Origin of the sequence: Anaeromyxobacter sp. Fw109-5 (assembly GCF_000017505.1) — a bacterium.
GTDB lineage: Bacteria > Myxococcota > Myxococcia > Myxococcales > Anaeromyxobacteraceae > Anaeromyxobacter.
On record NC_009675.1, the window covers coordinates 1,096,779 to 1,119,937 of the forward strand.

Annotated in this window: 21 protein-coding genes; 8 read left to right on the top strand and 13 right to left on the bottom strand. The window is 74.9% G+C overall.

Annotated features, from left to right (window positions below; translation table 11 throughout):
- Nucleotides 1-84: 84 nt before the first annotated feature.
- The 3 genes from ANAE109_RS04935 to ANAE109_RS04945 all read right to left on the bottom strand — a co-directional run bounded on the left by ANAE109_RS04935 (nucleotide 85) and on the right by ANAE109_RS04945 (nucleotide 4,754).
- Nucleotides 85-1,485, bottom strand: coding sequence for a sigma-54 dependent transcriptional regulator (locus ANAE109_RS04935; RefSeq protein ID WP_011985280.1), 1,401 nt, complete (start codon nucleotides 1,483-1,485; stop codon nucleotides 85-87).
- The gene (locus ANAE109_RS04940; protein WP_049768518.1) at nucleotides 1,482-3,221 is read right to left on the bottom strand and encodes a nitrogen regulation protein NR(II); all 1,740 of its coding nucleotides are present in this window, start codon (nucleotides 3,219-3,221) and stop codon (nucleotides 1,482-1,484) included. The genes ANAE109_RS04935 and ANAE109_RS04940 overlap by 4 nt, the downstream gene beginning before the upstream one ends.
- 216 nt (nucleotides 3,222-3,437) lie before the next feature.
- Nucleotides 3,438-4,754 carry an O-acetylhomoserine aminocarboxypropyltransferase/cysteine synthase family protein gene (locus ANAE109_RS04945; RefSeq protein WP_011985282.1) on the bottom strand — a complete coding sequence of 439 codons (1,317 nt, stop codon included), beginning with the start codon at nucleotides 4,752-4,754 and terminating at the stop codon, nucleotides 3,438-3,440.
- A gap of 164 nt (nucleotides 4,755-4,918) precedes the next feature.
- Between ANAE109_RS04945 and ANAE109_RS04950 the strand changes: the two genes are divergently transcribed.
- The gene (locus ANAE109_RS04950; RefSeq protein ID WP_011985283.1) at nucleotides 4,919-6,742 is read left to right on the top strand and encodes a long-chain fatty acid--CoA ligase; all 1,824 of its coding nucleotides are present in this window, start codon (nucleotides 4,919-4,921) and stop codon (nucleotides 6,740-6,742) included.
- An 86-nt stretch (nucleotides 6,743-6,828) separates the two neighbouring features.
- Here ANAE109_RS04950 and ANAE109_RS04955 read toward each other — a convergent pair whose 3' ends face one another.
- Genes ANAE109_RS04955 through ANAE109_RS04970 form a run of 4 tightly spaced genes read right to left on the bottom strand, consistent with a single transcriptional unit; the run spans nucleotide 6,829 to nucleotide 10,376 of the window.
- Complete coding sequence (locus tag ANAE109_RS04955) at nucleotides 6,829-7,878, bottom strand: hypothetical protein (protein WP_011985284.1); 1,050 nt, start codon at nucleotides 7,876-7,878, stop codon at nucleotides 6,829-6,831.
- A gap of 9 nt (nucleotides 7,879-7,887) precedes the next feature.
- Complete coding sequence (locus ANAE109_RS04960; protein ID WP_011985285.1) at nucleotides 7,888-8,298, bottom strand: secondary thiamine-phosphate synthase enzyme YjbQ; 411 nt, start codon at nucleotides 8,296-8,298, stop codon at nucleotides 7,888-7,890.
- A gap of 12 nt (nucleotides 8,299-8,310) precedes the next feature.
- The gene (locus ANAE109_RS04965; protein WP_011985286.1) at nucleotides 8,311-9,438 is read right to left on the bottom strand and encodes an ArsA-related P-loop ATPase; all 1,128 of its coding nucleotides are present in this window, start codon (nucleotides 9,436-9,438) and stop codon (nucleotides 8,311-8,313) included.
- Complete coding sequence (locus tag ANAE109_RS04970; RefSeq protein ID WP_041448133.1) at nucleotides 9,435-10,376, bottom strand: ArsA-related P-loop ATPase; 942 nt, start codon at nucleotides 10,374-10,376, stop codon at nucleotides 9,435-9,437. The genes ANAE109_RS04965 and ANAE109_RS04970 overlap by 4 nt, the downstream gene beginning before the upstream one ends.
- 41 nt (nucleotides 10,377-10,417) lie before the next feature.
- Between ANAE109_RS04970 and ANAE109_RS04975 the strand changes: the two genes are divergently transcribed.
- Nucleotides 10,418-10,741: a hypothetical protein gene (locus ANAE109_RS04975; protein ID WP_011985288.1), complete on the top strand. Its 324-nt coding sequence runs from the start codon at nucleotides 10,418-10,420 to the stop codon at nucleotides 10,739-10,741.
- A 1-nt stretch (nucleotide 10,742) separates the two neighbouring features.
- Nucleotides 10,743-11,504: a ParA family protein gene (locus ANAE109_RS04980; RefSeq protein WP_011985289.1), complete on the top strand. Its 762-nt coding sequence runs from the start codon at nucleotides 10,743-10,745 to the stop codon at nucleotides 11,502-11,504.
- 6 nt (nucleotides 11,505-11,510) lie between these two features.
- Here ANAE109_RS04980 and ANAE109_RS04985 read toward each other — a convergent pair whose 3' ends face one another.
- On the bottom strand, nucleotides 11,511-12,110 hold the full coding sequence (locus tag ANAE109_RS04985; RefSeq protein WP_011985290.1) for a polyhydroxyalkanoate synthesis regulator DNA-binding domain-containing protein: 600 nt from the start codon (nucleotides 12,108-12,110) through the stop codon (nucleotides 11,511-11,513).
- Between the two features lie 111 nt (nucleotides 12,111-12,221).
- Between ANAE109_RS04985 and ANAE109_RS04990 the strand changes: the two genes are divergently transcribed.
- Together ANAE109_RS04990 and ANAE109_RS04995 are read left to right on the top strand one after the other, a co-directional pair.
- Nucleotides 12,222-13,988, top strand: a complete 1,767-nt coding sequence (locus tag ANAE109_RS04990) for a zinc-ribbon domain-containing protein (RefSeq protein ID WP_011985291.1) — start codon at nucleotides 12,222-12,224, stop codon at nucleotides 13,986-13,988.
- Nucleotides 13,985-14,755 carry a hypothetical protein gene (locus ANAE109_RS04995; protein ID WP_011985292.1) on the top strand — a complete coding sequence of 257 codons (771 nt, stop codon included), beginning with the start codon at nucleotides 13,985-13,987 and terminating at the stop codon, nucleotides 14,753-14,755. The genes ANAE109_RS04990 and ANAE109_RS04995 overlap by 4 nt, the downstream gene beginning before the upstream one ends.
- A 24-nt stretch (nucleotides 14,756-14,779) precedes the next feature.
- Here the strand turns inward: ANAE109_RS04995 and ANAE109_RS05000 are convergent, their stop codons facing one another.
- On the bottom strand, nucleotides 14,780-15,001 hold the full coding sequence (locus ANAE109_RS05000) for a twin-arginine translocase TatA/TatE family subunit (RefSeq protein WP_234945243.1): 222 nt from the start codon (nucleotides 14,999-15,001) through the stop codon (nucleotides 14,780-14,782).
- A gap of 56 nt (nucleotides 15,002-15,057) precedes the next feature.
- Here ANAE109_RS05000 and ANAE109_RS05005 point away from each other — a divergent pair, with 56 nt between their 5' ends.
- Complete coding sequence (locus ANAE109_RS05005; RefSeq protein ID WP_011985293.1) at nucleotides 15,058-15,837, top strand: glycerophosphodiester phosphodiesterase family protein; 780 nt, start codon at nucleotides 15,058-15,060, stop codon at nucleotides 15,835-15,837.
- Here the strand turns inward: ANAE109_RS05005 and ANAE109_RS23245 are convergent.
- Nucleotides 15,834-16,853, bottom strand: a complete 1,020-nt coding sequence (locus ANAE109_RS23245) for a hypothetical protein (protein ID WP_011985294.1) — start codon at nucleotides 16,851-16,853, stop codon at nucleotides 15,834-15,836. The genes ANAE109_RS05005 and ANAE109_RS23245 overlap by 4 nt on opposite strands.
- Before the next feature lie 131 nt (nucleotides 16,854-16,984).
- Nucleotides 16,985-17,269: a hypothetical protein gene (locus ANAE109_RS05015; protein ID WP_011985295.1), complete on the bottom strand. Its 285-nt coding sequence runs from the start codon at nucleotides 17,267-17,269 to the stop codon at nucleotides 16,985-16,987.
- A 158-nt stretch (nucleotides 17,270-17,427) separates the two neighbouring features.
- Between ANAE109_RS05015 and ANAE109_RS05020 the strand changes: the two genes are divergently transcribed.
- Complete coding sequence (locus ANAE109_RS05020; protein WP_011985296.1) at nucleotides 17,428-18,762, top strand: cytochrome ubiquinol oxidase subunit I; 1,335 nt, start codon at nucleotides 17,428-17,430, stop codon at nucleotides 18,760-18,762.
- Nucleotides 18,759-19,814 (top strand): cytochrome d ubiquinol oxidase subunit II, encoded by a 1,056-nt coding sequence (locus ANAE109_RS05025; protein WP_011985297.1) that lies wholly within the window; start codon nucleotides 18,759-18,761, stop codon nucleotides 19,812-19,814. Before ANAE109_RS05020 ends, ANAE109_RS05025 begins: the two co-directional genes overlap by 4 nt.
- Before the next feature lie 52 nt (nucleotides 19,815-19,866).
- Here the strand turns inward: ANAE109_RS05025 and ANAE109_RS05030 are convergent, their stop codons facing one another.
- Complete coding sequence (locus ANAE109_RS05030; RefSeq protein WP_011985298.1) at nucleotides 19,867-20,913, bottom strand: low specificity L-threonine aldolase; 1,047 nt, start codon at nucleotides 20,911-20,913, stop codon at nucleotides 19,867-19,869.
- 57 nt (nucleotides 20,914-20,970) lie between these two features.
- On the bottom strand, nucleotides 20,971-23,148 hold the full coding sequence (locus ANAE109_RS05035; RefSeq protein WP_011985299.1) for a thioredoxin domain-containing protein: 2,178 nt from the start codon (nucleotides 23,146-23,148) through the stop codon (nucleotides 20,971-20,973).
- Nucleotides 23,149-23,159 lie beyond the last annotated feature (11 nt).

Sequence of the window (23,159 nt, forward strand, 5' to 3'; positions counted from 1 at the left end):
CGGGCCCGACCGAGAGTTCCGGCTTTCGGCCGCAGCGGCCGGATCGCGGCCGGTGGCCCCGGACCCCTCGGCCGCCTCGCCGGCTCACCGGTAGTCGTCGCGGGACAGCCCGTACGCCTTCATCTTCTCGTACAGGTTGCGCTCGGCGATCCCGGCGGCCCGCGCCACCTCGCCGATTCGGCCGCGGTGCTCCTTCAGCAGCCGGGTGAGGTACTCGCGCTCGAACCGCTCGACGAGCCGCTGCTTCGCGTCGAGGAGCGGCAGGGAAGGATCGACGAGCGCGGCCGCGCCGAGCGTGTCGGCGCGGCTGCCGGCGCCGAGGATCGGCGCCACGGCCGCCCAGCCCATGAGCACGGCGCGCTCGCACAGGTTGCGGAGCTCGCGGACGTTGCCGGGCCAGGGATAGGCGCGCGCAGCGCCGATGACGTCGGGCGGCGGGATGGGAGCGGTCCGGCCGTAGCGCTTGGCGAACGAGCCCAGGAAGTGCTCGGTCAGCGCCGGGAGGTCGCTCGTCCGCTCCCGCAGCGGGGGCAGCCGGATCGGGATGACGTTCAGGCGGTAGTACAGGTCGTCGCGGAAGCGCCCCTCGCGCACCAGCGCCTCGAGGTCGCGGTTCGTGGCCGCCACGATGCGCACGTCGACGCGGACGGGGTCCTGGGCGCCGACGCGCGTGAGCTCCTGCTCCTGCAGCACGCGGAGGAGCTTCGCCTGGATGGAGAGGTCGAGGTCGCCGATCTCGTCCAGGAAGAGGGTCGACCCGTGCGCCTGCTCGAAGCGGCCGATGCGGCGCGCCACGGCCCCGGTGAACGCGCCCTTCTCGTGCCCGAAGAACTCGCTCTCCATCAGGTCGCGCGGGATGGCGGTGCAGTTCACGGCCACGAACGGCCGGTCGCGGCGCGCCGAGCGGCGGTGGATGGCGCGCGCGACCAGCTCCTTGCCGGTGCCGGTCTCTCCGCGCAGCAGCACCGTCGCGTCCGCGTCCGCGACCTGCTCGACCATCGAGAAGACCTCGCGCATCGCCGGTGACGTCCCCACGATCTCCTCGAAGCCGGCCGCCTGCTCGAGCTCTCCCCTGAGGCGCGCCACGTCCCGGCGCTGCCGCTCGTGGGCGACGGCGTGGCGCAGGACGAGGGCGAGCTCGTCGTAGCGGATGGGCTTCGTGAGGTAGTGGAGCGCGCCCTTGCGCATCGCCTCCACCGCGGTCTCGACGGTGGCGTGGGCGGTGACGAGCACGACCGGCAGCGACGGGCGGAGCGCGTGCACGCGGTCCATGAGCGCGATGCCGTCCATGTCCGGCATCTTGAGATCCGAGACGACCGCCAGCGGATCGGACTCGCCGAGCCGCGCGAGCGCCTCCGCGCCGCAGGAGGCGACGAGCACCTCGAACCCCTCGAGCGACAGGTTCGCCTTGGCGACCTTGCGCGTGCCGGGGTCGTCGTCCACGAGCAGGACGAGCCCCTCGGCGGCGGCGGGCGGGGAGGTCACGGAGCCTCCGCGGGCGCGCGATCGTGGCCAGCCTCGTCCGCCTCGGCGATGGCCGCCGGTGCGGCGGCGCGGCGGACGGGGAAGCGGATCGCGGCGACGGTCCCGCCGCCCTCGCGGGGCGACAGCGCGAAGCGGGCGCGGTGCTGCTCCGCCGCGCGGCCCACCACCACGAGGCCGAGCCCGGTGCCGGTCGGCTTGGTCGTGACGAACGGGCGCAGCACCTCCTCGAGCATCTCGGGGGGCACCCCGCAGCCGCGGTCGCGCACCTCCACGACGATGGTGCCCTCGCCGCCCGCGGTCTCGTAGCGGCTCGCGAGCTCCACCGGAGCCTCCCCGCCGGCCTCGAACGCGTTCTGCAGCAGGTTCACGAGGGCCTCCGTGATCATGGGGGCGTCCACGTCGAGGACCGGGAGGTCGGGGGAGAGGTCGAGCCGCACCGCCTCCGGCGCGAGCCCGCGGGCGACGGCGACCTTCTGCGCGGCCTCGCGGAGCAGCCGGTTCACCGAGACCGCGCGGAAGTCGGGCTCCGCGGGGCGCGCGACCTGGAGCAGCTCGGAGACGAAGCGGTTAACCCGCTGCACCTCCTCGCCGATGAGCCCGGCGTACTCGGCGACCTCCGCGTCGCCGTCGAAGCGGCGGCGCAGGTACTGGGCCGCGCCGCCGATGGCGTTCAGCGGGTTGCGCAGCTCGTGCGCGATCTGGGCGGACATCTGCCCCAGCCCGGAGAGCCGCTCCGCGTCGAGCAGCCGCCGCTCGAGCGTGCGCCGCTCCGCGATGTCCCGGATCACCATGACGGTCCCGAGGTAGGCCCCGCCGGCGCCCTTCACCGGCGCGTAGGTCGTCTCGAACCGGCCCTCGCGCTCCTTGATGATCGAGTGGGCCGGCCCGGCGTCGTCCCCGTCGCGGAGGTAGCGCATCACGCGCTCCAGCATCGAGTGCGAGGCCTTGGGGTGGCAGTCGCGGAGCGGCCGCCCCGGGCCGCCGGTGAGGTTGCGCAGCACGCGGCCGGCCTGGTTCACGAGGGCCACGTTGTCGTCGGCGTCGATGAAGAGCACGCCGTCCGCCATGGAGTCGAGGATCGCCTGGAGCCGCGCCAGGTCGGCGGCCCGCGCCTCGCGCGCGGCGTTCGCGGCGGCGAGCGCCTCGGCGAGCCGCTGGGTGCGGTCGGCGACCCGCCGCGCGGCGCGGACCACGAGGACGACGGCCGTGCCGATGGCGAGGAAGGTGAGCCCGACGAGCGCCCAGATCCGGCGCGCCGAGGCCGCGAGCCGCGGGCCGAGGTCGGTGGTGTCGAGCGCGACGAGCAGCGCCCCGTTCACGGCCGTGGTGCCGTGGCACGACCGGCAGGCGCCGGCGTTCGCGATGGGGCTGGAGTGGACGAAGCGGGTCTCCGTCCAGCGGCGCTCCGCGGCGAAGCCGAGCCGGCTCGGGGCCTCGCCCGCGGCGAACCGCACCCGCCCGTCGGGACCGGCGAGCGCGGCGCCGGCGACGCCCTGCGTGCGCGACACGGCGGCGAGGATGGCGCCCATGCTCTCGGGCCGGTGCTCCTCCATGGCCTCGGTGACGGAGCGCTCCAGCGCCTCGGCGAGCGCGCTCGCGCGCCCCTCCACGAGCCGGCGCTCCGCGTTCGCCTCCTCGGCCTGGAGGTACGCGCCCGCGACGCCGGAGACCACGGCGGCGACGATGAGGAGGAGGACGGCCGTGCGGCCCGCGGCCGCGAACGTCGCTACGGGCATGCGCCCGGAACGTACCGCGGACGGGCCGAGCAGGAAAGGCGCCGGGCGCGCTCGACGGGGGGCGCGGTGACGCTGCGCCCCCCGGACCCCCGCTCGCTCCGGAGGCACCTGCGCCTGCCCCGGGCGCTCGCCGCAGCGGCACGGGCGGGAGCCCCGCTCGCCGGCCTCGTGGCTCCGGCGGCGGGGCGGTCCCGAGCCGAGCGAGCCGAGCCGCCGTCAGCGCGCCGCCGCGAAGGCCGCCTCGAAGTCCTCCTTGATGTCGTCGAGGTGCTCGATGCCGGCCGAGACCCGGATCTGGTCGGGGGTCACCCCCGCGCTCTTCTGCTCGGCCTCGGAGAGCTGCTGGTGGGTGGTCGACGCCGGGTGGATGACGAGCGTCTTCGCGTCGCCCACGTTGGCGAGGTGCGACGCGAGCTTCACCTCGTCGATGAAGGTCTTCCCGGCCTCGTAGCCGCCCTTGATGCCGAAGGTGAAGACGCCTCCGAACCCGTTCCGGAGGTACTTCCGCGCGCGCTGGTGATAGGGGTGCTCCTCGAGCCCGGTGTAGTTCACCCACGCCACCGAGCGGTGCGCCTTCAGCCACTGCGCGAGCGCGAGCGCGTTGTCCACCTGGCGCTGGACGCGCAGCGAGAGCGTCTCGAGCCCCTGGAGCAGGAGGAAGGAGTTGAAGGGGGACAGCGCCGGGCCGAGGTCGCGGAGCCCCTCGACGCGCGCGCGGATGATGAACTGGATGTTGCCGAACGGCCCCTTGGGCCCGAACACGTCGTTGAACACGAGGCCGTGGTAGCCCGGCGACGGCTCGGTGAAGACCGGGAACTTGCCGCTCGCCGCCCAGTCGAACTTGCCGGAGTCGACGATCACGCCGCCGATGGAGGTGCCGTGCCCGCCGATCCACTTCGTGGCGGACTCCACGACGACGTCGGCCCCGTGCTCGATCGGGCGCACGAGGTAGCCTCCCGCGCCGAAGGTGTTGTCCACGATGAGCGGGATGCCGTTCTCGTGCGCGACCCGGGCGAGCGCCTCGAAGTCGGGGACGTTCCCGGCCGGGTTGCCGATGGACTCGACGTAGAGCGCCTTCGTCTTGCCGTCGATCGCCTTGCGGAGCGCGGCGACGTCGTCGCCGTCCACGAGCTTCACGCCGATTCCCAGGCGGGGCAGCGTCACCTTGAACTGGTTGTAGGTCCCGCCGTACAGCAGGCTGGTCGAGACGACGTTGTCGCCCGCCTGCGCGATGTTCGCGATGGCGAGGAACTGCGCGGCCTGTCCGGACGCGGTGGCGAGCGCCGCGACGCCACCCTCGAGCGCGGCGATGCGCTTCTCGAAGACGTCCGTCGTGGGGTTCATGATCCGCGTGTAGATGTTCCCGAACTCCTTCAGCGCGAAGAGGTTCGCCCCGTGCTCCGCGCTGTCGAAGGTGTAGGAGGTGGTCTGGTAGATGGGCACCGCGCGGGCGTTGGTGCCCGGCGCCGGCTCCTGGCCGGCGTGGACCTGGAGCGTCTCGAAGCGCAGCTTCCGGTCGGGAGGGATGGTCATCGCGTTCCTCGCATGGCTGTCCGTTAGATGAGAGGCGCATCCTGTTTGGCGGACAAGCGCGGCGTCAAGCCGCGACCTCTCCCGGTCCCGCCGCCCAGGTGGTCGCGCGGACGGCGCCTCGGCGGTACAGTCCGGCCGCCAATTTCTTCACGGAGAGCCGACCCTTGGCCGATCTCGCCCACCCTCGCAACGTCCCCGAGCTGTTCCTGGAGCGCGTCGGCAAGACCCCGGCCGCCGAGGCCTTCCGGTATCCGATCGACGGAGGGTGGCGGAGCCTGACCTGGTCGGACACCGAGGCGCGCGTGCGCGCGATCGCGAGCGGGCTGCGCGCCCTCGGGGTCGAGGACGAGCAAGTCTGCGCGATCCTCTCGTCCACGCGCGTCGAGTGGACCCTCTCCGACTTCGGCGTCCTCTGCGCGGGGGCGGCGACGAGCACGATCTACCCCTCGTCGGTGGCCGAGGAGTGCGCCTTCATCCTCTCCGACTCGGGGACGGTGGTCGCGTTCGCGGAGAACGACGAGCAGGTCGCGAAGCTCGCCTCGCGCCGCGCCGAGCTGCCGGCGTTGCGCCACGTGGTCACCTTCGACGGCCGGCCGAGCGCCGACGGGTGGGTGATGACGCTCGGGGAGCTCGAGGAGCGTGGCCGCGCGTGGGACGCCGCGCACCCCGGCGAGTTCGAGGAGCGCGCCGCTGCCATCCGCGGCGACGCGCTGGCCACCCTCATCTACACCTCCGGGACGACCGGGCGCCCCAAGGGCGTCGAGCTCACGCACGCCTGCTGGGTCGCGCAGTCGAAGTCGGTGGAGGACACCGGCATCCTGAGCCACCCCGACCCGCTGCAGCTCTTCTGGCTCCCGCTCGCGCACGTCTTCGGGAAGATGATCGGGACCGCGCAGCTGCGCATCGGTTTCCCCACCGCCATCGACGGGCGCATCGAGAAGCTCGTGGAGAACCTGGGCGCCGTCCGGCCGACCTTCGTCTGCGCCGTGCCTCGCATCTTCGAGAAGGTGCACGCGAAGGTGCTCCAGAACGCGCGCGAGGGCGGCGCGGCGAAGGCCGCGATCTTCCGCTGGGCGCTCGACGTCGGGCTCGCGCGCTCCCGCGCGCTCCGGTCGGGGAAGCGGCCCTCGCCCCTGCTCGCCGCCCAGTACGCCGCGGCGGACCGGCTGGTGTTCCAGAAGGTCCGCGCGCTCTTCGGCGGGCGGTTGCGCTTCTTCGTCTCCGGGTCGGCGCCGCTCTCCAAGGACGTCGCCGAGTTCTTCGACGCCATGGGCATCGTGATCCTGGAGGGCTACGGCCTCACCGAGTCCTCCGCGGCGACGCACGTGAACCTGCCGTGGAGGCGCAAGATCGGGACGGTCGGCCCGGCGCTGCCCGGCGTGGACGTCAAGATCGCGGAGGACGGCGAGATCCTGATGCGCGGCCCGTGGATCATGCGCGGCTACCGCGGGCTCCCCGAGCAGTCGGAGGAGGCCCTCGACGGCGACGGCTTCCTCCACACGGGCGACGTCGGCCACGTCGACGCCGACGGCTTCCTCACCATCACCGACCGCAAGAAGGACCTCATCAAGACCTCCGGCGGGAAGTACGTCGCGCCGACCGAGCTGGAGGGGCGCCTGAAGGCGCTCTCGCCCGTGGTCTCGCAGGTGCTCGTGCACGGGGACCGCCGCAACTACGTGACCGCGCTCGTGACGCTGGAGCCCCAGGCGGTGGCGCACTGGGCGGAGGCGCACGGGCTCGCGGGGACCCCGCCCGACGTCCTGTCGGGCGACGCGAAGGTGCGCCGGCTCGTCCAGGACGCGGTGGACCAGCTCAACGCCGGGCTGCCGCGCTTCGCCGCCGTCAAGCGGTTCACCGTCCTGCCGCGCGAGTTCAGCGAGGCGGAGGGCGAGGTGACGCCCTCGCAGAAGCTCAAGCGGAAGGTCATCGAGGAGCGCTACCGCGCCGAGCTGGACGCGATGTACCGCGAGCCGTCGAAGATGCCGTAGCGGGGCCCGACGCGGGCCGGGCCCGGACCGAGCGCTCCGGATCCCCGCCGCGGCGGCGGAGCGCGGGGCCCGCACCGAAGACCGCCTCACTCCTCCGCGGCGATCGTCGCCCGCAGCCGCTCGAGCGACGCCTCGGCGTCGGAGAGGAAGCGCACGTCGTCCACGCCCGCGCGGCGGGCGAGGTCGAGCGTCTCCTCGTACGCGGTCATCGCCTTCGCGGCGAGGACGCGCACCTCGCGGCGGAGCTCGGCGCGGTATTGCTCCGCCTCCGCGGGATCCAGGCCGGGCGGGAGCGGAGCGTCGAGCAGCTGCGCGCGCAAGGCGTCGTAGAGCTCGCCCACCCGGTACCCCGCGGCCACCGCCCAGCGCTCGTCCCCGAGCCGGATGGCGGCGAAGTACTCCTCCTGCGCGGCGAGGAGCAGGTCCGCCTTGCGCTCCAGCTCGGCGGCGAGCGCCTCGGCGCCGGCACGGGAGGGATCGAGCGGCGCCGCGAGCAGCGCCCCGCGGCGCAGCTCGCCGAGGTAGAAGCGGGCCTGCGCCGCCGCGGCGGGATCGAGCCGCTCGGTGGCGCTCGCCGCCTCGTGCGCCGCGAGCGCCGCGCGCAAGGTCGCCTCCGCGGCGTCCGCGCGGCCCTGCTCGAGCTCCACCACGCCGCGCTGCGCGAGCGCCCGCACGCGCTCCGCGGCCGGCAGCGCCGGTCGCGCGAGGATGCCCTCCAGCGCCGCGTGCGCCGCGGGCAGGTCGTCGAGCCGGTAGTGCGCCTCGGCGGCGCGGAACGTCCCCTCGAGCGCCTCGGGGCCGCCGCGCGCCTCCAGCGCGCGGAAGCGCTCGAGCGCGAGCCGCCACTCGTCGAGGCGCGCGTAGGCGGCGCCCGCCCCGAGCAGCGCGGCCGCCACGTGCGGCGAGCTCGGGTGACGGTCGGCGAGCGCGGCGAAGGCCGCGGCGGCGCGGCGGTCGTCCCCCGCGCTCGCGGCGGCGGTGCCGATCGCGTTCAGCTCCTCGTCGTTCTTGCCGGCCAGCTCCGCGTCGAGCGCGGTGCGTCCGGTCGCGTCGGGAGGGAAGGTGACGGACGCGGGGCGGCGCGAGGTGGCGCACGCGAGGAGGAGCGCGGGGGCGACGAGGAGGAGGCGGCGCATCGGCGGAGCCTACCCCGCGAGGACCTTGAGGAGCACCTTCCGCGTGCGCGGGCCGTCGAACTCGCACAGGTAGACGCCCTGCCAGGTCCCGAGCACGAGCTCGCCGCGGTCCACCACGATCGTCGCGGAGCTGCCGACCAGCGACGCCTTCACGTGCGCGTCGCTGTTCCCCTCCGCGTGGCGGTACGCGCCGCCGGGCGGCCGCGCGGGCACCGCGCTGGCGAGCGCGAGCAGGAGGTCCGCGCGCACGTCCGGGTCGGCGTTCTCCTGGACGGTGATCCCCGCGGTGGTGTGGGGGACGTAGGCCACGAGGACGCCGCTCTCGACGCCGCTCTTCCGCAGCGCCGCGCGGACGAGCGCCGTGATCTCGACGAGCTCGGTCGCGGCGCGGGTGGCGATCTCGAGGGCGGGGAGCAGCATGGCGCGAGGAAGCTACAGCCGCTCGATGAGCCTGGCGAGGCCCCGGAGGTCGTGGACGTCGCTCTCGAGGCGGGGGACCACCGCGTGCGGGGCGGCGACGTCCTCGAACAGCCGCCCGAGCGCCCGGCGCTCGGCGCCCGCGAGCGTCTGGTTCTCGGCGAGCGTCGCGGCGAGCCGCCGCGCGAAGCCGCCGTCGCGCGCGCCCGCCTCGCCGAGCCCGGGGGCGAGGTCCTCCGGCGAGGGCAGCGGCCCGTCGCCCGGCCACAGGTCCGGCGTGACGCGGTTCGCGACGAGGCCCGCGATCGGCATCGACTCGGCGTGCAGCCGCTCGTGGAAGGCGAGCGCCTCGTCGATCGAGATGGGGCTCGGCGAGGTGACGAGGACGAACCCCACCTCCGGCTGCGAGAGCAGCGCGTGCACCGCCCCCGCCCGGTCCTTGAACCCCTCGTACATCCCCTGGAACCCCTGCAGGAAGTCGCCGAGGTCGGAGAGCGCCGCCTGGCCGGTGAAGCGCGCGAGCGTCTTCGCCACGTAGCCGCCGCCGAGCTGCGCGAGCCGGAGCCCGAGCTTCCCCGCGCCGATGGCGGGGGCGAGGAGGACGCGCGCCGCGTCGTTGCCGAGGAAGTCCAGGATCCGATCCGGCGCGTCGAGGAAGTCGAGCGCGTGCGCGGTGGGCGGCGTGTCGAGGACGATGAGGTCGTAGTCGCGGTCGGTGGCGAGCTCGTAGAGCTTCTCCATCGCCATGTACTCCTGGGAGCCGGCCAGCGCGGAGGACATCTGCTGGTACATCCGGTTCTTCAGGATGCGCTCGCGGCGCGCGGGATCGGGCGAGTGGCGCGCGACGAGATCGTCCCACGTGCGCTTCACGTCGAGCATCATCGCGTGCAGCTCGCCCTTCGGGCGGAGCCCCGCGTCCGCGAACTTGTGGTCCGGGACACGCGACTCGACGTTGCCGAGCGACGACAGGCCGAGGGCGTTGGCGAGCCGCCGGGCCGGGTCGATGGTGCACACCAAGGCGCGCCCCCCCGCGAGCGCCCGATCGAGGGCGAGGGCGGCTGCGACCGTCGTCTTGCCGACGCCGCCCGAGCCGACGCACACGACGATGCGTCGAGCGGCCGCGCTGTCGCGCACCCCCGTCACGGCGCCTCCAGCGGCGGGGTGGACGCGATCGCGTCGGCGATGCGCTCCACGGCCTCCGGGCCCCAGTCCGCGATCGGCAGCAGCGGGAGCACCGTGGTGGGGAGGTCGAGGGCGGCGCGGGCGCGCGCGAGGTAGCGCTGCGCCTGCTCGGCGCGGAGCGCCTGCAGGCGGGCCGCGGCGGCGGCGGGACCGACGGGCGGTGGCGCGGCGACGAGCTCCTCGAGCCGCGCCTCCTCCTCGTGCGTGAAGCGCGCCTCGGGCATCGCGTTCACGAAGAGCGCGGCGCGCGCGATCCCGAGCAGCCCGCGCACCTGCGCGTCCAGCTCGATGGCCTCGTTCACCGGCATCTCCTCCGGCAGGGTGACGATCGCGAGGGCGGTGCGCGCGGGGTCGAGGAGCAGCGCCTGCATCCACTCGGCGTCGCCGCGCAGCGGGCCGGCGGGGATCGTCTCGAGGAGGGCGCCCGGGACGCGCAGGAGCTGGACGGCGTGGCCCGTGGCGGGGGCGTCCAGGATGACGACGTCCCAGCGCGGCCTCCCGCGCTCCTCCGCCTTCGCCTCGAAGAGGATCTTCCCGAGCATCACCAGCTCGGAGAGGGACGGGATCACCCGGAGGAAGTGGCGCACGAGCCGGTTCTCGAAGACGGCGTCGTAGATGGTCCGGAACTTGAGGACCATGATCCCGTACTCGCGCATCGCCTCCGGCGGGGTCACGTTCAGCGTGAAGATCCCGGGGCGGGCCTCGCGGACCTCGTACCCGGACGGCGGGGCGCCGAGCATGGGCGCGATGCGCTCGCGCGCGTTCACCTCGCAGACGAGCACGCGCTTGCCGGCGCGCGCCGCGAGGAGCGCCAGGGCGGCCGAGACGGTCGACTTCCCGACGCCGCCCTTGCCCGTCACCACGACGAGCCTCCGATCGAGAAGGGTCGGGGTGGGCACGAGGCTTGACAAGCTAGCGAGGGGAGGGTGACAAGTCCAACATGCCGTTCGGCGACATGCTCCGGAACCCCATGCTGAAGCGCGCCCTGGAGGCGAGCGAGGAAAGGATGGGGCGTACCGTCGGGAAGCTCCTCGCGAGCGAGCGCGTGACCGCCGGGCTACAGACCCTGTTCTCCTCGGTGATGCAGGCGAAGGACACCTTCGACAAGGGGGTCCGCCAGGCGCTGCACGCGGCCAACCTTCCCTCCAAGGACGAGGTCGCCTCGCTCAAGCAGAAGCTGGCCGACCTCGAGTCCGTGATCGACGGCCTCGCCGCGAAGGTGGACCGCGGCGGGAAGGCCGGCGACGACGATCGCCGCGGGTAGCATGCGGCGGATCGCCTTCGTCAACGAGAAGGGCGGCACCTGCAAGACCACGCTGTGCGTGAACGTGGCGGCGCACCTCGCCGGGCGCGGCCTGCGCGTCCTCGTCGCCGATCTCGACACCCAGGGCCACGCCGGCAAGTCGCTCGGGGTGGACGTGCGCGGGATCTCGCCCACCATCCACGACCTGCTCGCAGGCGATCTCCCGCTCGAGGCGGTCGTCGTGCGCACGCCCGTCCCCGGCCTCGACCTGCTGCCCGCCAACAAGGAGCTGGCGGGCTTCCCGGTGGCGGTCGCGGCGGCGGCCGATCGGGCCGAGCGGCTCGCCCGCCGCCTCGACGGGATCCCCGCCGGCGCGTACGACGCCGTGCTCATCGACGCGCCGCCGTCGGTCTCGCTCGTCACCGAGAACGTGCTCGTCGCGGCGTACGAGCTCGTGGTCCCGGTCGCGCTCACCTACCTCGCCCTCGACGGCTGCGCCGAGATCGTCCAGAGCCTCGAGGCGATGCGCGCCGCGCGCGGCCGCGCGCCGGCGCTCCGCCTGGTGGTGCCGACGCTCTACCGGAAGACGCAGCTCGCGGACGAGATCCTCGCGCGGCTGCGCGCGCGCTTCCCGGCGGAGCTGTCGCGCACGGTGCTCGGGTGGTCGGTCAAGATCGACGAGGCGCAGAGCCACGGGCGCACGATCTTCGAGTACGCCCCGCGCTCGTCGGGCGCGCGGGCGATCGCGGCGATCGCGGACGAGCTGCTGGCGCGCGCGCCCTGACCCGCGCTACGGCTTCGGGGCGAGCTCGTCCAGGCGCTTCTCGAGCGCCTCGATGCGCCGCGTGATGTCCTCGAGCTGCTTCCGCGCGTCGGACGCCGTGGACATCCCCTCCACCGCGGCGCGCACGCGGTCGTCGACGCGCTTCTGGAAGGTCGCCATCGTCTCCTGCGAGGTCTGGACCATCTCGCGGGCGCGCTCGCTGGTCTGCTGCCCCATCACGCGCAGGTTCTGGACGCGCTGCTCGGCGGCGGCGCGCACCGCCTCGACGCGACCGCGCAGCTCGGCCTGAGTCCCCTCGACGAGCCGCTGCGCGACCTCGCCGCCGTGGCGGATGAGATCGCGCAGCGTGTCGAGGCTCATCTTCGAGGTCTTCTTCTCCTCCTCGAAGATGATCTGCGCGAGCGTGACGGACGTGAGATCGTCCTTCGTCCGGTTGTCGATGATCTTCACCTCGGCGCCGGCCTTGATCATCTGGCCGATCTCGTCGAGCGTGACGTACCGCGACTCCACCGTGTCGTAGAGCTTGCGGTTGGTGTAGCGCTTGATGACCTTGGGCTCGCGCCCACCCGCGGAGGGCTCGCTTCCTGCGGTGCGTTCTTCATTCATCGGTTGCCGTCCGAGGTGAGTAAGTGCGCGATTCCAAAGGATTGTTCTGGTCTGGACGCTTTGTGTCAAGCGCCGTCGCGGTGTAATCTGCGGATCCCCCACGGGGTCCGCATGATCGTCGCCTGCACGAGCTGTCGAGCGAAGTTCCGGATCGCGGACGAGAAGATCGGCCCGCGTGGCGCCAAGGCCCGTTGCTCCAGGTGCCAGACCGTCTTCGTGGTCCATCCGGAGCTGGGCGCCGTGCCACCGCCGAGCCCCGGGCCTGCGGCTCCGCCCGCGCGCGACTCCCGGCCCGGGTCGCCGCAGCCGCGGCGCCCCGAGCCCCGGCTGGACCTCGATCTCGAGGCGCCCTCGCGCGCGAGCGCCCCACCGGCGCCTTCGGACGACCCGTTCGCCTTCGCACGGGGGCAGCGCGCGTCCGGAGGCGACCCGTTCGATGCGCGCTCCGCTCCCGTGCACGACCCGTTCGCGGCCGCCGGCGCCCCTGGCGCCGGCCCCGATCCCTTCGGCTGGACGATCCCGCGGGCTCCGGCGCGGGCCGACGTGGACCCGGGGGCCGCGAGCGATCCGTTCCAGCCAGGCGCCGATCCGTTCTCGCCCGACCGGCCGAGCGCGGAGGCGGCTTCGGCCGCGGACGGCGACGCCGAGCTCGACCCGCTCGGCGCGCGGGATCCGTTCGCCGCGCAGGATCCCTTTGCGGCGCAGGATCCCTTCGCGGCGCCGGCGACCGGCCCACAGCCGGACGGCGCGGGCGAGCCCTGGGACACGCGGCCCGCCGAGCTCCTGGCGCAGTCGGCCGCCGCCTTCGAGGAGTCGCCGCCTCCGGCTGGGCACCGGCTCGCCCTCACGGACCTCGGCGATCTCCTCGGCGCCGGCCCGGGACCGTCGGTGCCCGAGAGCGCGCCGCTCGCCGGTTCGGCAGCGCCGCGCGCGGTAGCCGATCTGACGCTCGAGGATCGAGCCACGCCCCCCGCGTTCCGCTCGCCCGGCGCCGCCCTCGACCTCTCGCTCGGCGCCTCCGGAGCGCAGGAGCCGCCGTTCGCGGGCCCGGCGTTCGATCTCGGCCGGTCGGCGCCCTGGCCGGAGCTCTCGCACGCCCAGGGGCCAGAGCCGTCGGCGGCCCTCGCGCTGGCCACCGAGCCGACCCCGGCGCTTCCCGCGCGAGCTTCGCCACGTCCGCCGCCGCTGCCGCCGGCCGCGCCCTCCCGTCGGCCCGCGCCGGCGCTCGACGCGCTGGCGCTCGACCCGGTCGCGTCGCCTCAGCCGGCGCCCGCGCCGGCGCAGCCCGCCGTCCCGGACCCGGCGCGAGCGAGCCCCGTGCGCGCTCGCCCGGGCGCGCGATTGCCCGCCCTCGCCGTGAACGCGGTCGCGCTCGCGGCGCTCCTCGCCATCGCGCTCGCGATCCTCGTCGTCTGGCGAGGCGGCCGGTTGGACGCGGCGGCCTTCCACCCGGCCGCGATCGTCGCGGCCCTGCGCCACGGACCGGCGACGGGGCCGTTCGTCGCCGAGCGCGTCCGGAGCGGCCTGTACGAGCGCGAGCGCGGCGCGCCGCTGCTGTTCGTCCGCGGCGAGATCGTCTCTCGCGCGTCCGCGCCGGTGCGCGCCGTCCGCGTCGCCGTGGAGGTCGTCCGCGAGGGGACGGTGGTCGCGCGGGGCGAGACGCTCGCCGGCGCGGTCCCTGCGCCCGAGGAGCTCTGGCGCGCGGGCTCCGCGGACGCGCTCGCCCGGGCGGCGCGGCGGGCCGCCGCGCGGGTGCCGGAGCGGTTCGGGCCCGGCGAGACGCTGCCCTTCCTCGTCGCCCTCGACGAGTACCCCGCGGAGCTCGCGGGCGCCGCGCTGCGCGTCTCCGCCGCCGAGGAGCAGGGGCGCTCCCGATGACGGACGGGCAGGACGTCGACGCGGGACGCCGGCTCGCGCAGCGGCTCCTCGTCCTCGAGGAGGGGCCGATCCGCGCCCGCGCGGCGGCGCGCGCCCTCGCGGCCGAGGACCCCGCGGCCGCCGCCGGGCTCCTCTCCGCCCTCGCCCGCGCCGCAGATCCCGGCGCGCGCGTGGCGATGGCGGCCGTGGGGCAGGCCCTCGCGGATCCGGATGCGGAGCTCCCCTACGCGTGGCGCGCCGACCTCTACGTGGCGGCCGCGGAGCGCGGCCTCGACGAGGTCACGAGCCTGCTCGCCTCGCCGCCGCCGTCGCGCGCTTTTCCTCAGGCGCGCGATCGGGCGGACGCGCGACTCGCGAGCCTCTCCCTCGGCCACAAGAAGGCCTTCGCGCGCGGCCGCGGCGACCCCGATCTGCTGGCACGCCTCGCGGCCGAGGGCGAACCCACCGTGGTCGCGGAGCTGCTGCGCAACCCGCGGCTCACCGAGCCCTTCGTGGTCCGGATCGCGGCGCGCCGCCCCTGCCGGCCGGAGACCCTCCGCTGCCTGTTCGCGTCGCGCTGGCGTACCCGGCCCGCCGTGGCGCGCGCCATCGCCCGCAACCCCTACGCCTCCCCGGACGTCGCGCTGAAGCTCGTGCCCTTCCTCCCGGCGCCGGACCTCCACGCGGTGGCGGGGGACTTCTCCATCCACCCGCTCGTCCGCGCGCTCGCGGAGAAGCTGTCGCGCGCGCGGACCGGAGGGGAGGCGCCGGGGTCGGGGCCGGGGTAGCGAGCGTCGCGCTCGCGACTCTCCTCAGCGATCGCGCCGCGCCTCGCCCTCGCCGGCGTCTCCTCCGGAGCGCTCCCCGGACGCGCCCGCGCGGGCGTTCCGCACGGCCCTCCCCAGCGCGTCGCCGAGGGCCGGGACGCGCGTCGCGCCGAACACGAGGAGAGTCACGAAGAGTACGACGAGGAGCTCGGTCATCATCGGCCGTCCGGAGGGGCGCCGCCGCGAGACGGGCGGGGGCGTCGCCACGCGCGGGGTAGGATAGCCGCGCGCCCGCCGGTGCGCCAGGCGCGAGGGGAGACCGCATGCCGCAGACCGGGAGCGCGTCGCCGAGGGCCGAGGGGAGGGCGCTCGTGCTCGGCCACCGCGGCGCCAGCGCGGACGCGCCGGAGAACACGCTCGCCGCGTTCCGCCTGGCGCTCGCGCAGGGCGCCGACGGCGTCGAGCTGGACGTGTGGCGCTGTGCGACGGGCGAGGTGGTGGTGTTCCACGACGAGGACACCGCGCGCCTCACCGGCGTTCCGCTCGCCGTCCCGGACGCCCCGCTCCCGGCGCTGCGCGCGCTCGACGTGGGCGCATGGCGCGGGGCGCGGTTCGCGGGCGAGCGGATCCCGCGCCTGGAGGAGGTCCTCGAGGCGCTCCCGGGCGCGATCGTGAACGTGGAGCTCAAGGCGCGCCGGCGCCGGCCGGATCTGGCGCTCGCGGCGGCGGTGGCGCGGGTGCTGCGCGGGGGGAGCACGGCCGGGCGGGTCGTCGTCTCGTCCTTCGACCACCGGCTGGTGGTCGCCTTCCGCCTGGCGGCCCCGGAGATCCCGGTCGGCCTGCTGGTGGAGGCCGAGCACCCGCGCCCGCTCCTGACGGCGCTCGCCACCCGCCTGCTCCGCCCCGCCGCCATCCACCCGGACCGCCGCCTCGTGACGCCCGCGCGGGCGCGCCGCTGGATCGCCCGCGGCCTCGCGGTGAACGTCTGGACGGTGGACGATCCCGAGGAGGCGCGCCGGCTCGCGGCGCTCGGCGCGAGCGCGATCATCACGAACGTGCCCGGGAGGATCCGGGCGGCGCTCGGGCCGACTCCGGCCTCCTAGAACTCCCAGCCCGCCTTGAGGGCCCCGCCCCAGGAGGACGCGAGGCGGAAGTCCGGATACTCGCCGGGCGCGGGGTTCGCCCCGCCGTCCCGCGTCGCGCCGCCGAAGTACGTCACCTCGCCCGCGAGGGAGACCACGTGCGCGGTGAACCGGAGGCCGCCGGTCGTCCGGTAGTAGCCGGCCCGCAGCCTGGGGAACGAGGCCTGCGTCGCCCGCAGATCGGTGGGGCTGGTGGACGTCGTGTCGCCCGGGCGCCGCGGGCCGAAGTCGATGACCTCGGACGACGCGCTCACGTAGGTGAACCGCGCCGCGAGGTAGGGCGTGAAGCTCGTCACGCCGTTCACGCCGAAGCGCTTCGACACGATGAGGTCCAGGTCCGTGGCGCCCAGGTTCCAGTCCCGCTGCCCGAAGAGCTGCGTGTGGGCGGCGCGCACGGCGAGATCGGGCAGCACGCGGAAGCCCTCGTTGAGGGCCCACTTCCCCTCGATCTGGCCCGCGAAGTACGAGGACTGCGACAGGTACATCATGCGGCCGCCGACCTCGAAGCTGAAGGGCAGCGCCTTGCGCACGTGCACGGAGGGGAGGAAGAGCTCGTGCGGCGTCATGGTCCGGGTCTGCCAGGGCCCCCGCGGCTCGAACGTCGGCGGCGAGCCCTCCGCGCCGAACGCGGTCGCGCCGACGGTCTGGGGGTGCACCGCGACGTAGGCGGCCTCCAGGTCCACGTCGAAGCCGGAGTGACCCGTGGTGGAGGCCGGGGCGAGGATCGCGGAGGAGAGCGCCAGCGCGGTCTCCGAGGACAGGATCGCGAAGCGGGTCTTCGCCTCGCTCGCGAGCAGCGCGGCCGTCGCGTCCGGCAGCGTGAACGGCGTCTGCTGCGCCTCGGCGAGCCGCTTCCAGACGTCCGCGCTCGGGGCGCCGAGGCGGCCGAGATCGAGATCGAGCGGCTCCGCGGCGGCGGGGCCCGGGCCCAGCGACAGGACGGCGGCGACGGCGACGGGCGCCAGCAGGCGACGCATGGAACCTCCGGAGCGCCCCGTCCCGATGGTCCGGCGAGGCGTGGCGGGAGGTTACAGCCGCGATCCGGATGGGTCAATTCGGGGAGGATCGACCGTCGGTCGCTGGTCAGGACACGTCCGCGCCGGTCCTGCTACACGCCGGCGCCGGCGCTGTAGCCCTCGGGCGAGGTCGTCCGCCTCGCGCCGCCGAGGCCGCGCTGGGGCAGGGCGACCTCCTTCGCGAGCTTGTTGTAGAGGCCCGTGATCAGGATGGACGGGGCCCACTGGCCGACGAAGTTGCCGAGCTGCTTCTTGCCCATGAGCACGAGCGCCGCCGACGCCGCCATCGCCCCCACCGCCAACCCCATGAACGCGAGGGACGGCACCTTCGCGGTCTGGCGCTCCACCGTCTCGGTGGCACGATCTTCGTAGTTCATCGCGTTCCTCCGGTGCTCACGTTGCGGACGGCACCCCCCGTGTGCGCGCCCGTGCGGCCGCGATCCGGGCGAGGGGGCGTGCGGGGGCGGACCGCCACCTCCCGTGCTCCCCAAGGGGATGCGCCCCGGTCGCGGAGCGCGGAGCAGAATGAGGCCCCGTGAACGACCTCCTCGCCGCCCGCTGGCTCTTCGGGACCTCGCTCGCCTTCCACATCGTGTGCGCCGCGATCGGCGTCGCCATGCCGCTCTTCATGGTGCTCGCGGAGTGGCGCTGGCGGCGGACCGGCTCGCCGGCGTACCACGAGCTCGCGAAGCGCTGGGCCAAGGGGACGGCGATCCTCTTCGCCGTGGGGGCGGTCTCCGGCACCGTGATCTCCTTCGAGCTGGGGCTCCTGTGGCCGCGCTTCATGGAGTTCGCCGGGCCGATGATCGGGATGCCCTTCTCGCTCGAGGGCTTCGCCTTCTTCGCGGAGGCGATCTTCCTCGGCATCTACCTCTACGGCTGGGGGCGGGTGGGGCCACGGCTGCACCTCGCGAGCGGCGTCGTGGTGGCGGTGAGCGGCGCGGCGTCCGCCTTCTTCGTCACCCTGGCGAACGCCTGGATGAACGTCCCGGCCGGCTTCGAGGTCGCCACCGGCGGCGCTGCCGCGGAGGTGCGGCCGCTCGTGGCCATGTTCCCGCCGGGCTGGGTGCACGAGGTCGTGCACGTGCTCGTCTCCTGCTACGTCGCGACCGGGTTCGCCGTCGCCGGGATCCACGCCTTCTACCTGCTGCGGGAGCGCGACAACCCCTTCCACCAGGGCGCCCTCCGCATCGCCCTCGGGGTCGGCGCGGTCGCCGCGCTCGTGCAGCCGCTCTCCGGCGACCTCTCCGCGCGCCAGGTGGCCGCCACGCAGCCCGTGAAGCTCGCCGCGCTCGAGGGGCAGTTCCGGACCGAGCGAGGCGCGCCGCTCCGCATCGGCGGCCTGCCGGACGAGGGGGCGCGCGAGACCCGCTGGGCGCTGGAGATCCCGTACGGTCTCTCGATCCTCGCCTTCCACGATCCGGGGGCGGAGGTCCTCGGGCTCGAGGCGTTCCCGCGGGAGAACTGGCCGAACGTCCGCAACGTCCACCTCGCCTTCCAGCTGATGGTCGGCCTGGGCAGCGCCCTCGCGCTCGTGTCGCTCGCGTACCTGCTCTACCGGCTGCGCCGCCGCCCGATCCCGCGGCGCCTGCTCCAGGCGGTGCTCGTCACCTCGCCCTTCGGCTTCCTGGCGCTCGAGGCCGGCTGGCTCGTCACCGAGTGGGGCCGCCAGCCCTTCACCATCCGCGACGTGATGCGGACCGCCGACGCCGTGACGCCGGTCGGCAACATCGCCGTGCCGTTCGTGCTGTTCACGATCCTGTACCTGTTCCTCGCGGCGGTGGTGATCGTCCTCCTGCGGCGGCAGATCGCGAGCGCCCCGCCTGCCTCGGAGCTGCGAGCGCGCGCCCGGGCGGAGGGCCTCGCGTGAGCCCCGCCGACCTGCTGGGCGGCGCCATCCTCGCCGCCCTCGTGCTGTACGCGCTGCTCGGCGGCGCCGACTTCGGCGGCGGGATCTGGGACCTGCTCGCGACCGGGCCGCGCCGGAAGGCCCAGCGCGACCTCGTCGAGCAGGCGATCGGGCCGATCTGGGAAGCCAACCACGTGTGGCTGATCCTCGTGATCGTCCTCCTCTTCACCTGCTTCCCGTCCGCGTTCGCGGCCATCTCGATCGCGCTCTTCGTGCCGCTCGTGCTGCTGCTGTTCGGGATCGTGCTGCGCGGCGCGGCGTTCACCTTCCGCACCTACGACCGGCCGGAGGACAAGGTCCAGGTGCGCTGGGGCCTGGTGTTCTCGTCCTCGTCGGTGCTGGCCCCGGTGGTGCTCGGGGTGGTCGTGGGCGCGATCGCCTCGGGGCGCCTCGCCGGGCCGCCCGAGGGGGTCGACCCGCTCGCCTGGCTCTCGCCGTTCCCGCTGTCCGTCGGGCTGTTCGCGGCGGCGCTCTTCGCCTTCCTCGCCGCGAGCTACCTCGCCGTCGAGGCGAAGGGCGAGCTCCAGGAGGACTTCCGGCGGCGCGCCATCGGCGCGGGGGGGGTGGTGTTCGGCGCGGCCGTGCTCGCCGGGGTCCTCTCCTGGTTCGACGCACCGCTCGTGTTCGCGGGGCTGACCCGGCGCGGCTTCTCCCTCCCGCTCCACGCGGCCACCGCCCTCGCGGCGGTGACGGCCTTCGCCGCGCTCTTCCGGCGGCGCTACCGCCTCGCGCGCGCGGCGGCGGCCGCCCAGGTCACCCTCATCGTGCTCGGCTGGGGCGCCTCGCAGTACCCGTACCTCGTCGTGCCGGGGCTCACGCTCGCCGACGCCAGCGCGCCGCGCGCCACGCAGGTGGCCGTGCTCTGGGCGCTCGCGGCCGGCGCCGTGTTCCTCTTCCCCGCCCTCTACCTGCTCTTCCGCGTGTTCAAGGGGGAGCGCCCGCTCTCGGTCGTCGATCGCGCGACCCCCGGCGCAGGCGTCGGGGACCGCCCGCGCGCCCGCGGGGACGTGTAGGCGAGCGCACCGACCGTGAGCGGTCGTCGCGGGCGGCGGGCGCCGCTCCCGATCAGCGGCTCGCGACCTGAGCGAGGTCCGCGGCGAGCGCGCGGACGTCCGCCTCGGTCACGTCCCAGGCGCACATGAAGCGCGAGCCGCCGCCGATGAAGTCGTAGAAACGCCAGCCGCGCGCGCGGAGCGCCTCGCCGGCGCCCTCCGGCAGCGCCGCGAACACGGCGTTCGCCTGCCGGGGGTGGAGGAGGCGGACGCCCGGCACGGCGCGCAGCGCCGCCTCGAGCAGGGCGGCCATCTCGTTCGCGCGGCGCGCGTGGCGCAGCCAGGCCCCGTCGCGGAGCATGCCCACCCACGGCGCGGCGAGGAAGCGCATCTTGGAGGCGAGCTGCCCGGCCTGCTTGCAGCGGTAGTCGAACTCCGCGGCGAGGGCGCGGTCGAAGAACACCACCGCCTCGCCGACGGCCATGCCGTTCTTCGTCCCGCCGAAGCAGAGGACGTCCACGCCCGCCCTCCAGGTGAGCTCCTTCGGCGCCACGCCGAGGGCGGCGACCGCGTTCGCGAAGCGCGCGCCGTCCATGTGGACGCGGAGCCCGTGAGCCCGCGCCCGCTCGCCGATCGCCGCGATCTCCTCGGGCCGGTACACGGTCCCGAGCTCGGTGGCCTGGGTCAGCGAGACGACGCGCGGCTTCGGGTAGTGGATGTCGCTCCGCCGCTCGACCATGTGGTCCACGCCGGCCGGGTCGAGCTTCCCGTCCGCGCCGGGGAGGGTGAGGACCTTCGTCCCGTTGGAGAAGAACTCGGGCGCGCCGCACTCGTCGGTCTCGACGTGGGCGGCCTCGTGGCAGAGGATCGAGTGGTAGGACTGACAGAGCGACGCGAGCGCGAGCGAGTTCGCGGAGGTGCCGTTGAAGACGAAGAACACCTCGCAGTCGGCCTCGAAGGTCTCCCGGAGCAGGTCCGCCGCCGCCGTGGTCCAGCGGTCGTCGCCGTACCCGGGGGCGTGGCCGGCGTTCGCCTCGGCCATGGCCGCCCAGGCCTCCGGGCAGATGCCGGCGTAGTTGTCGCTCGCGAAGTGCCGCTGCGGCCCGTGCGTCGTCGTCATGGGCCGGGCATCGTACGGCCGAGGCGCCCGGCGCGCCAGCGCGGCGGGGAGCCGCGCTCAGCGGTACGGGCGAACGGGCCGGATCTGCGAGGCGAGCTTCTCGGGGGCGATGGCCGGCAGGCTGCACTGGCCGCGCTCGCACACGTAGGCGGTGACGCGGCCGCCGAGGGCGACCTTCTCGGCCGCCACGAGCGCCACCCGGCCGAGCCGCTCGATCGCCGCGCCCTCCGCCGCGCCCGCGAGCGCGCGGTTCGGCAGGAAGCTCCGCCGCAGCACCGCCAGGAACGGCTCGGGGGACGGGCCCTCCTCCGGCCACACCAGCACCACCTCGCGGGCCACGTCCGTCGCGAAGTCCACGGCGAGGAGCATCTCCGTGAACGCGGAGGGGTGCTCCGCCAGGGCGCGGCCGTAGTGGCGCAGCGCGCCCTCCGCGCGCACGCGCCAGCGGTCGTCGGTGGTGAACGCCGAGAGCCGCAGCGCGTTCACGAGCGCCACCGAGGCGCCGGACGGCTCGGCCCCGTCGTGCGTCGGCTTCTCGCGCGCCAGGAGCCGCTCGTGATCCGCCGCCGTGCCGAACCAGGCGCCGCCGCGCGGATCGCCGAAGAGCACCTCCAGCCGCTCGGAGAGCTCGACGGCGGCCTCGAGCCAGCGAGCGTCGAACGTCGCCTCGTACAGGTCGAGGAGCCCCTGCGCCACGAAGGCGTGATCGTCGAGGAACCCCGGCACGCCGGCCGCCCCGTCGAGCCAGGCGCGGCGGAGCCGGCCGTCCACGATCATCCGCCCGAGCACGAACTCCGCGGCGCTCGCCGCGGCCTTCACGTACCGCTCCTCGCCGAGGACCCGCCCCCCGAACGCCAGGGCCGAGATGGCGAGGCCGTTCCAGCCGGCGAGGATCTTCTCGTCGCGCAGGGGGCGCGGCCGCTCCTCGCGCGCGGCGTAGAGCAGCGCGCGCTGCGGCGCGAGCGCCTCCCACTCGTCCTCGTCGGGCCGGGGCACGTGGAGCACGTTCCTGCCCTCGAAGTTCCCCGCGTCGGTCGCGCCGTGGAAGCGCATGAACCGCTCGGCGTCGGCGCCCAGGCGCTGGCGCAGCTCCGCCGCGTCCCACACGAAGAAGCGCCCCTCCTCGCCCTCCGAGTCGGCGTCGGTGGCGGAGTACAGCCCGCCCTCGGGCGAGGTCATCTCGCGTCCGAGGTAGTCGAGCGTCTGGCGCACCACGCGCGCGAGCTCGCGCCGCCCCGTCACCTGCCACGCCTCGGCGTAGGCGACCGCGAGGAGCGCGTTGTCGTAGAGCATCTTCTCGAAGTGCGGGACGAGCCAGGTGGCGTCCGTCGAGTAGCGGTGGAACCCGCCGCCGATCTGATCGTGCAGCCCGCCCGCGGCCATCCGCTCCAGCGTGACGGTCGCCATCCGCAGCGCCTCCGCCTCGCGCGCGCGGCGGTGGTACCGCAGCAGGAAACGCACGGGCAGGCTGGAGGGGAACTTGGGCGCGCCGCGCAGGCCGCCGTGCGCGGCGTCGAACGCGTCACGGAAGCCGCGGAAGGCCGCCTCGAGCACGTCCGCCCCCGGGACGGACGCCGCCGGCTCGCCGCGCGGCGCGAGCGCGGCGCGGACCGCGCCGACGAGGGAGCTCGTGGCCGCCTGCACCCGCCCCGCGTCCCGCGCGTACAGGTCCGCGAGCTCGCGCAGGATGGAGAGGAAGCCGCGGGGCGCGCCGCGATCGCCGTCGCGGGCCGGGAAGTACGTCCCGCCGAAGAACGGCTCCTTCTCCGGCGTGAGCCACACGCTCATCGGCCAGCCGCCGCCGCCCGTGAGCAGCTGCACCGCCGTCATGTAGAGCCCGTCCACGTCCGGCCGCTCCTCGCGGTCCACCTTGATGGGCACGTACCGCTCGTTCAGGACGCGGGCGATCTCCTCGTCCTCGAACGACTCGCCCTCCATCACGTGGCACCAGTGGCAGGTCGAGTAGCCGACGGAGAGGAACACCGGGCGGCCGGTCCGGCGCGCCTCGGCGAAGGCCTCCTCGCCCCACGGCCGCCAGCTCACCGGGTTGTGCGCGTGCTGGAGGAGGTACGGGCTGCGCTCCAGGATGAGACGGTTGGTGAATAGCGGCCGCCCCGAGCCGTCGAGGTGGTGGGTGCGAGGCGCGTACCCCGACCCCTTCGCGCGGACCGCGTCCGCGAGGCGGAGCGCGAGCGCCTCCGGGAACGGCTCCGCTCCGGGCAGCGCCTGGATCATGGACGGGGCTT

Bases quoted from the DNA above. Each gene is read 5' to 3' on its own strand.
- ANAE109_RS05035 (WP_011985299.1), bottom strand. From the start codon at position 23,148: ATGATCCAGGCGCTGCCCGGAGCGGAGCCGTTCCCGGAGGCGCTCGCG.
- ANAE109_RS04985 (WP_011985290.1), bottom strand. From the start codon at position 12,110: ATGAATGAAGAACGCACCGCAGGAAGCGAGCCCTCCGCGGGTGGGCGC.
- ANAE109_RS05015 (WP_011985295.1), bottom strand. From the start codon at position 17,269: ATGAACTACGAAGATCGTGCCACCGAGACGGTGGAGCGCCAGACCGCG.
- ANAE109_RS05030 (WP_011985298.1), bottom strand. From the start codon at position 20,913: ATGACGACGACGCACGGGCCGCAGCGGCACTTCGCGAGCGACAACTAC.
- ANAE109_RS04940 (WP_049768518.1), bottom strand. From the start codon at position 3,221: ATGCCCGTAGCGACGTTCGCGGCCGCGGGCCGCACGGCCGTCCTCCTC.
- ANAE109_RS04995 (WP_011985292.1), top strand. From the start codon at position 13,985: ATGACGGACGGGCAGGACGTCGACGCGGGACGCCGGCTCGCGCAGCGG.
- ANAE109_RS04975 (WP_011985288.1), top strand. From the start codon at position 10,418: ATGCCGTTCGGCGACATGCTCCGGAACCCCATGCTGAAGCGCGCCCTG.
- ANAE109_RS05005 (WP_011985293.1), top strand. From the start codon at position 15,058: ATGCCGCAGACCGGGAGCGCGTCGCCGAGGGCCGAGGGGAGGGCGCTC.
- ANAE109_RS04960 (WP_011985285.1), bottom strand. From the start codon at position 8,298: ATGCTGCTCCCCGCCCTCGAGATCGCCACCCGCGCCGCGACCGAGCTC.
- ANAE109_RS04945 (WP_011985282.1), bottom strand. From the start codon at position 4,754: ATGACCATCCCTCCCGACCGGAAGCTGCGCTTCGAGACGCTCCAGGTC.
- ANAE109_RS04990 (WP_011985291.1), top strand. From the start codon at position 12,222: ATGATCGTCGCCTGCACGAGCTGTCGAGCGAAGTTCCGGATCGCGGAC.
- ANAE109_RS23245 (WP_011985294.1), bottom strand. From the start codon at position 16,853: ATGCGTCGCCTGCTGGCGCCCGTCGCCGTCGCCGCCGTCCTGTCGCTG.
- ANAE109_RS04980 (WP_011985289.1), top strand. From the start codon at position 10,743: ATGCGGCGGATCGCCTTCGTCAACGAGAAGGGCGGCACCTGCAAGACC.
- ANAE109_RS04955 (WP_011985284.1), bottom strand. From the start codon at position 7,878: ATGCGCCGCCTCCTCCTCGTCGCCCCCGCGCTCCTCCTCGCGTGCGCC.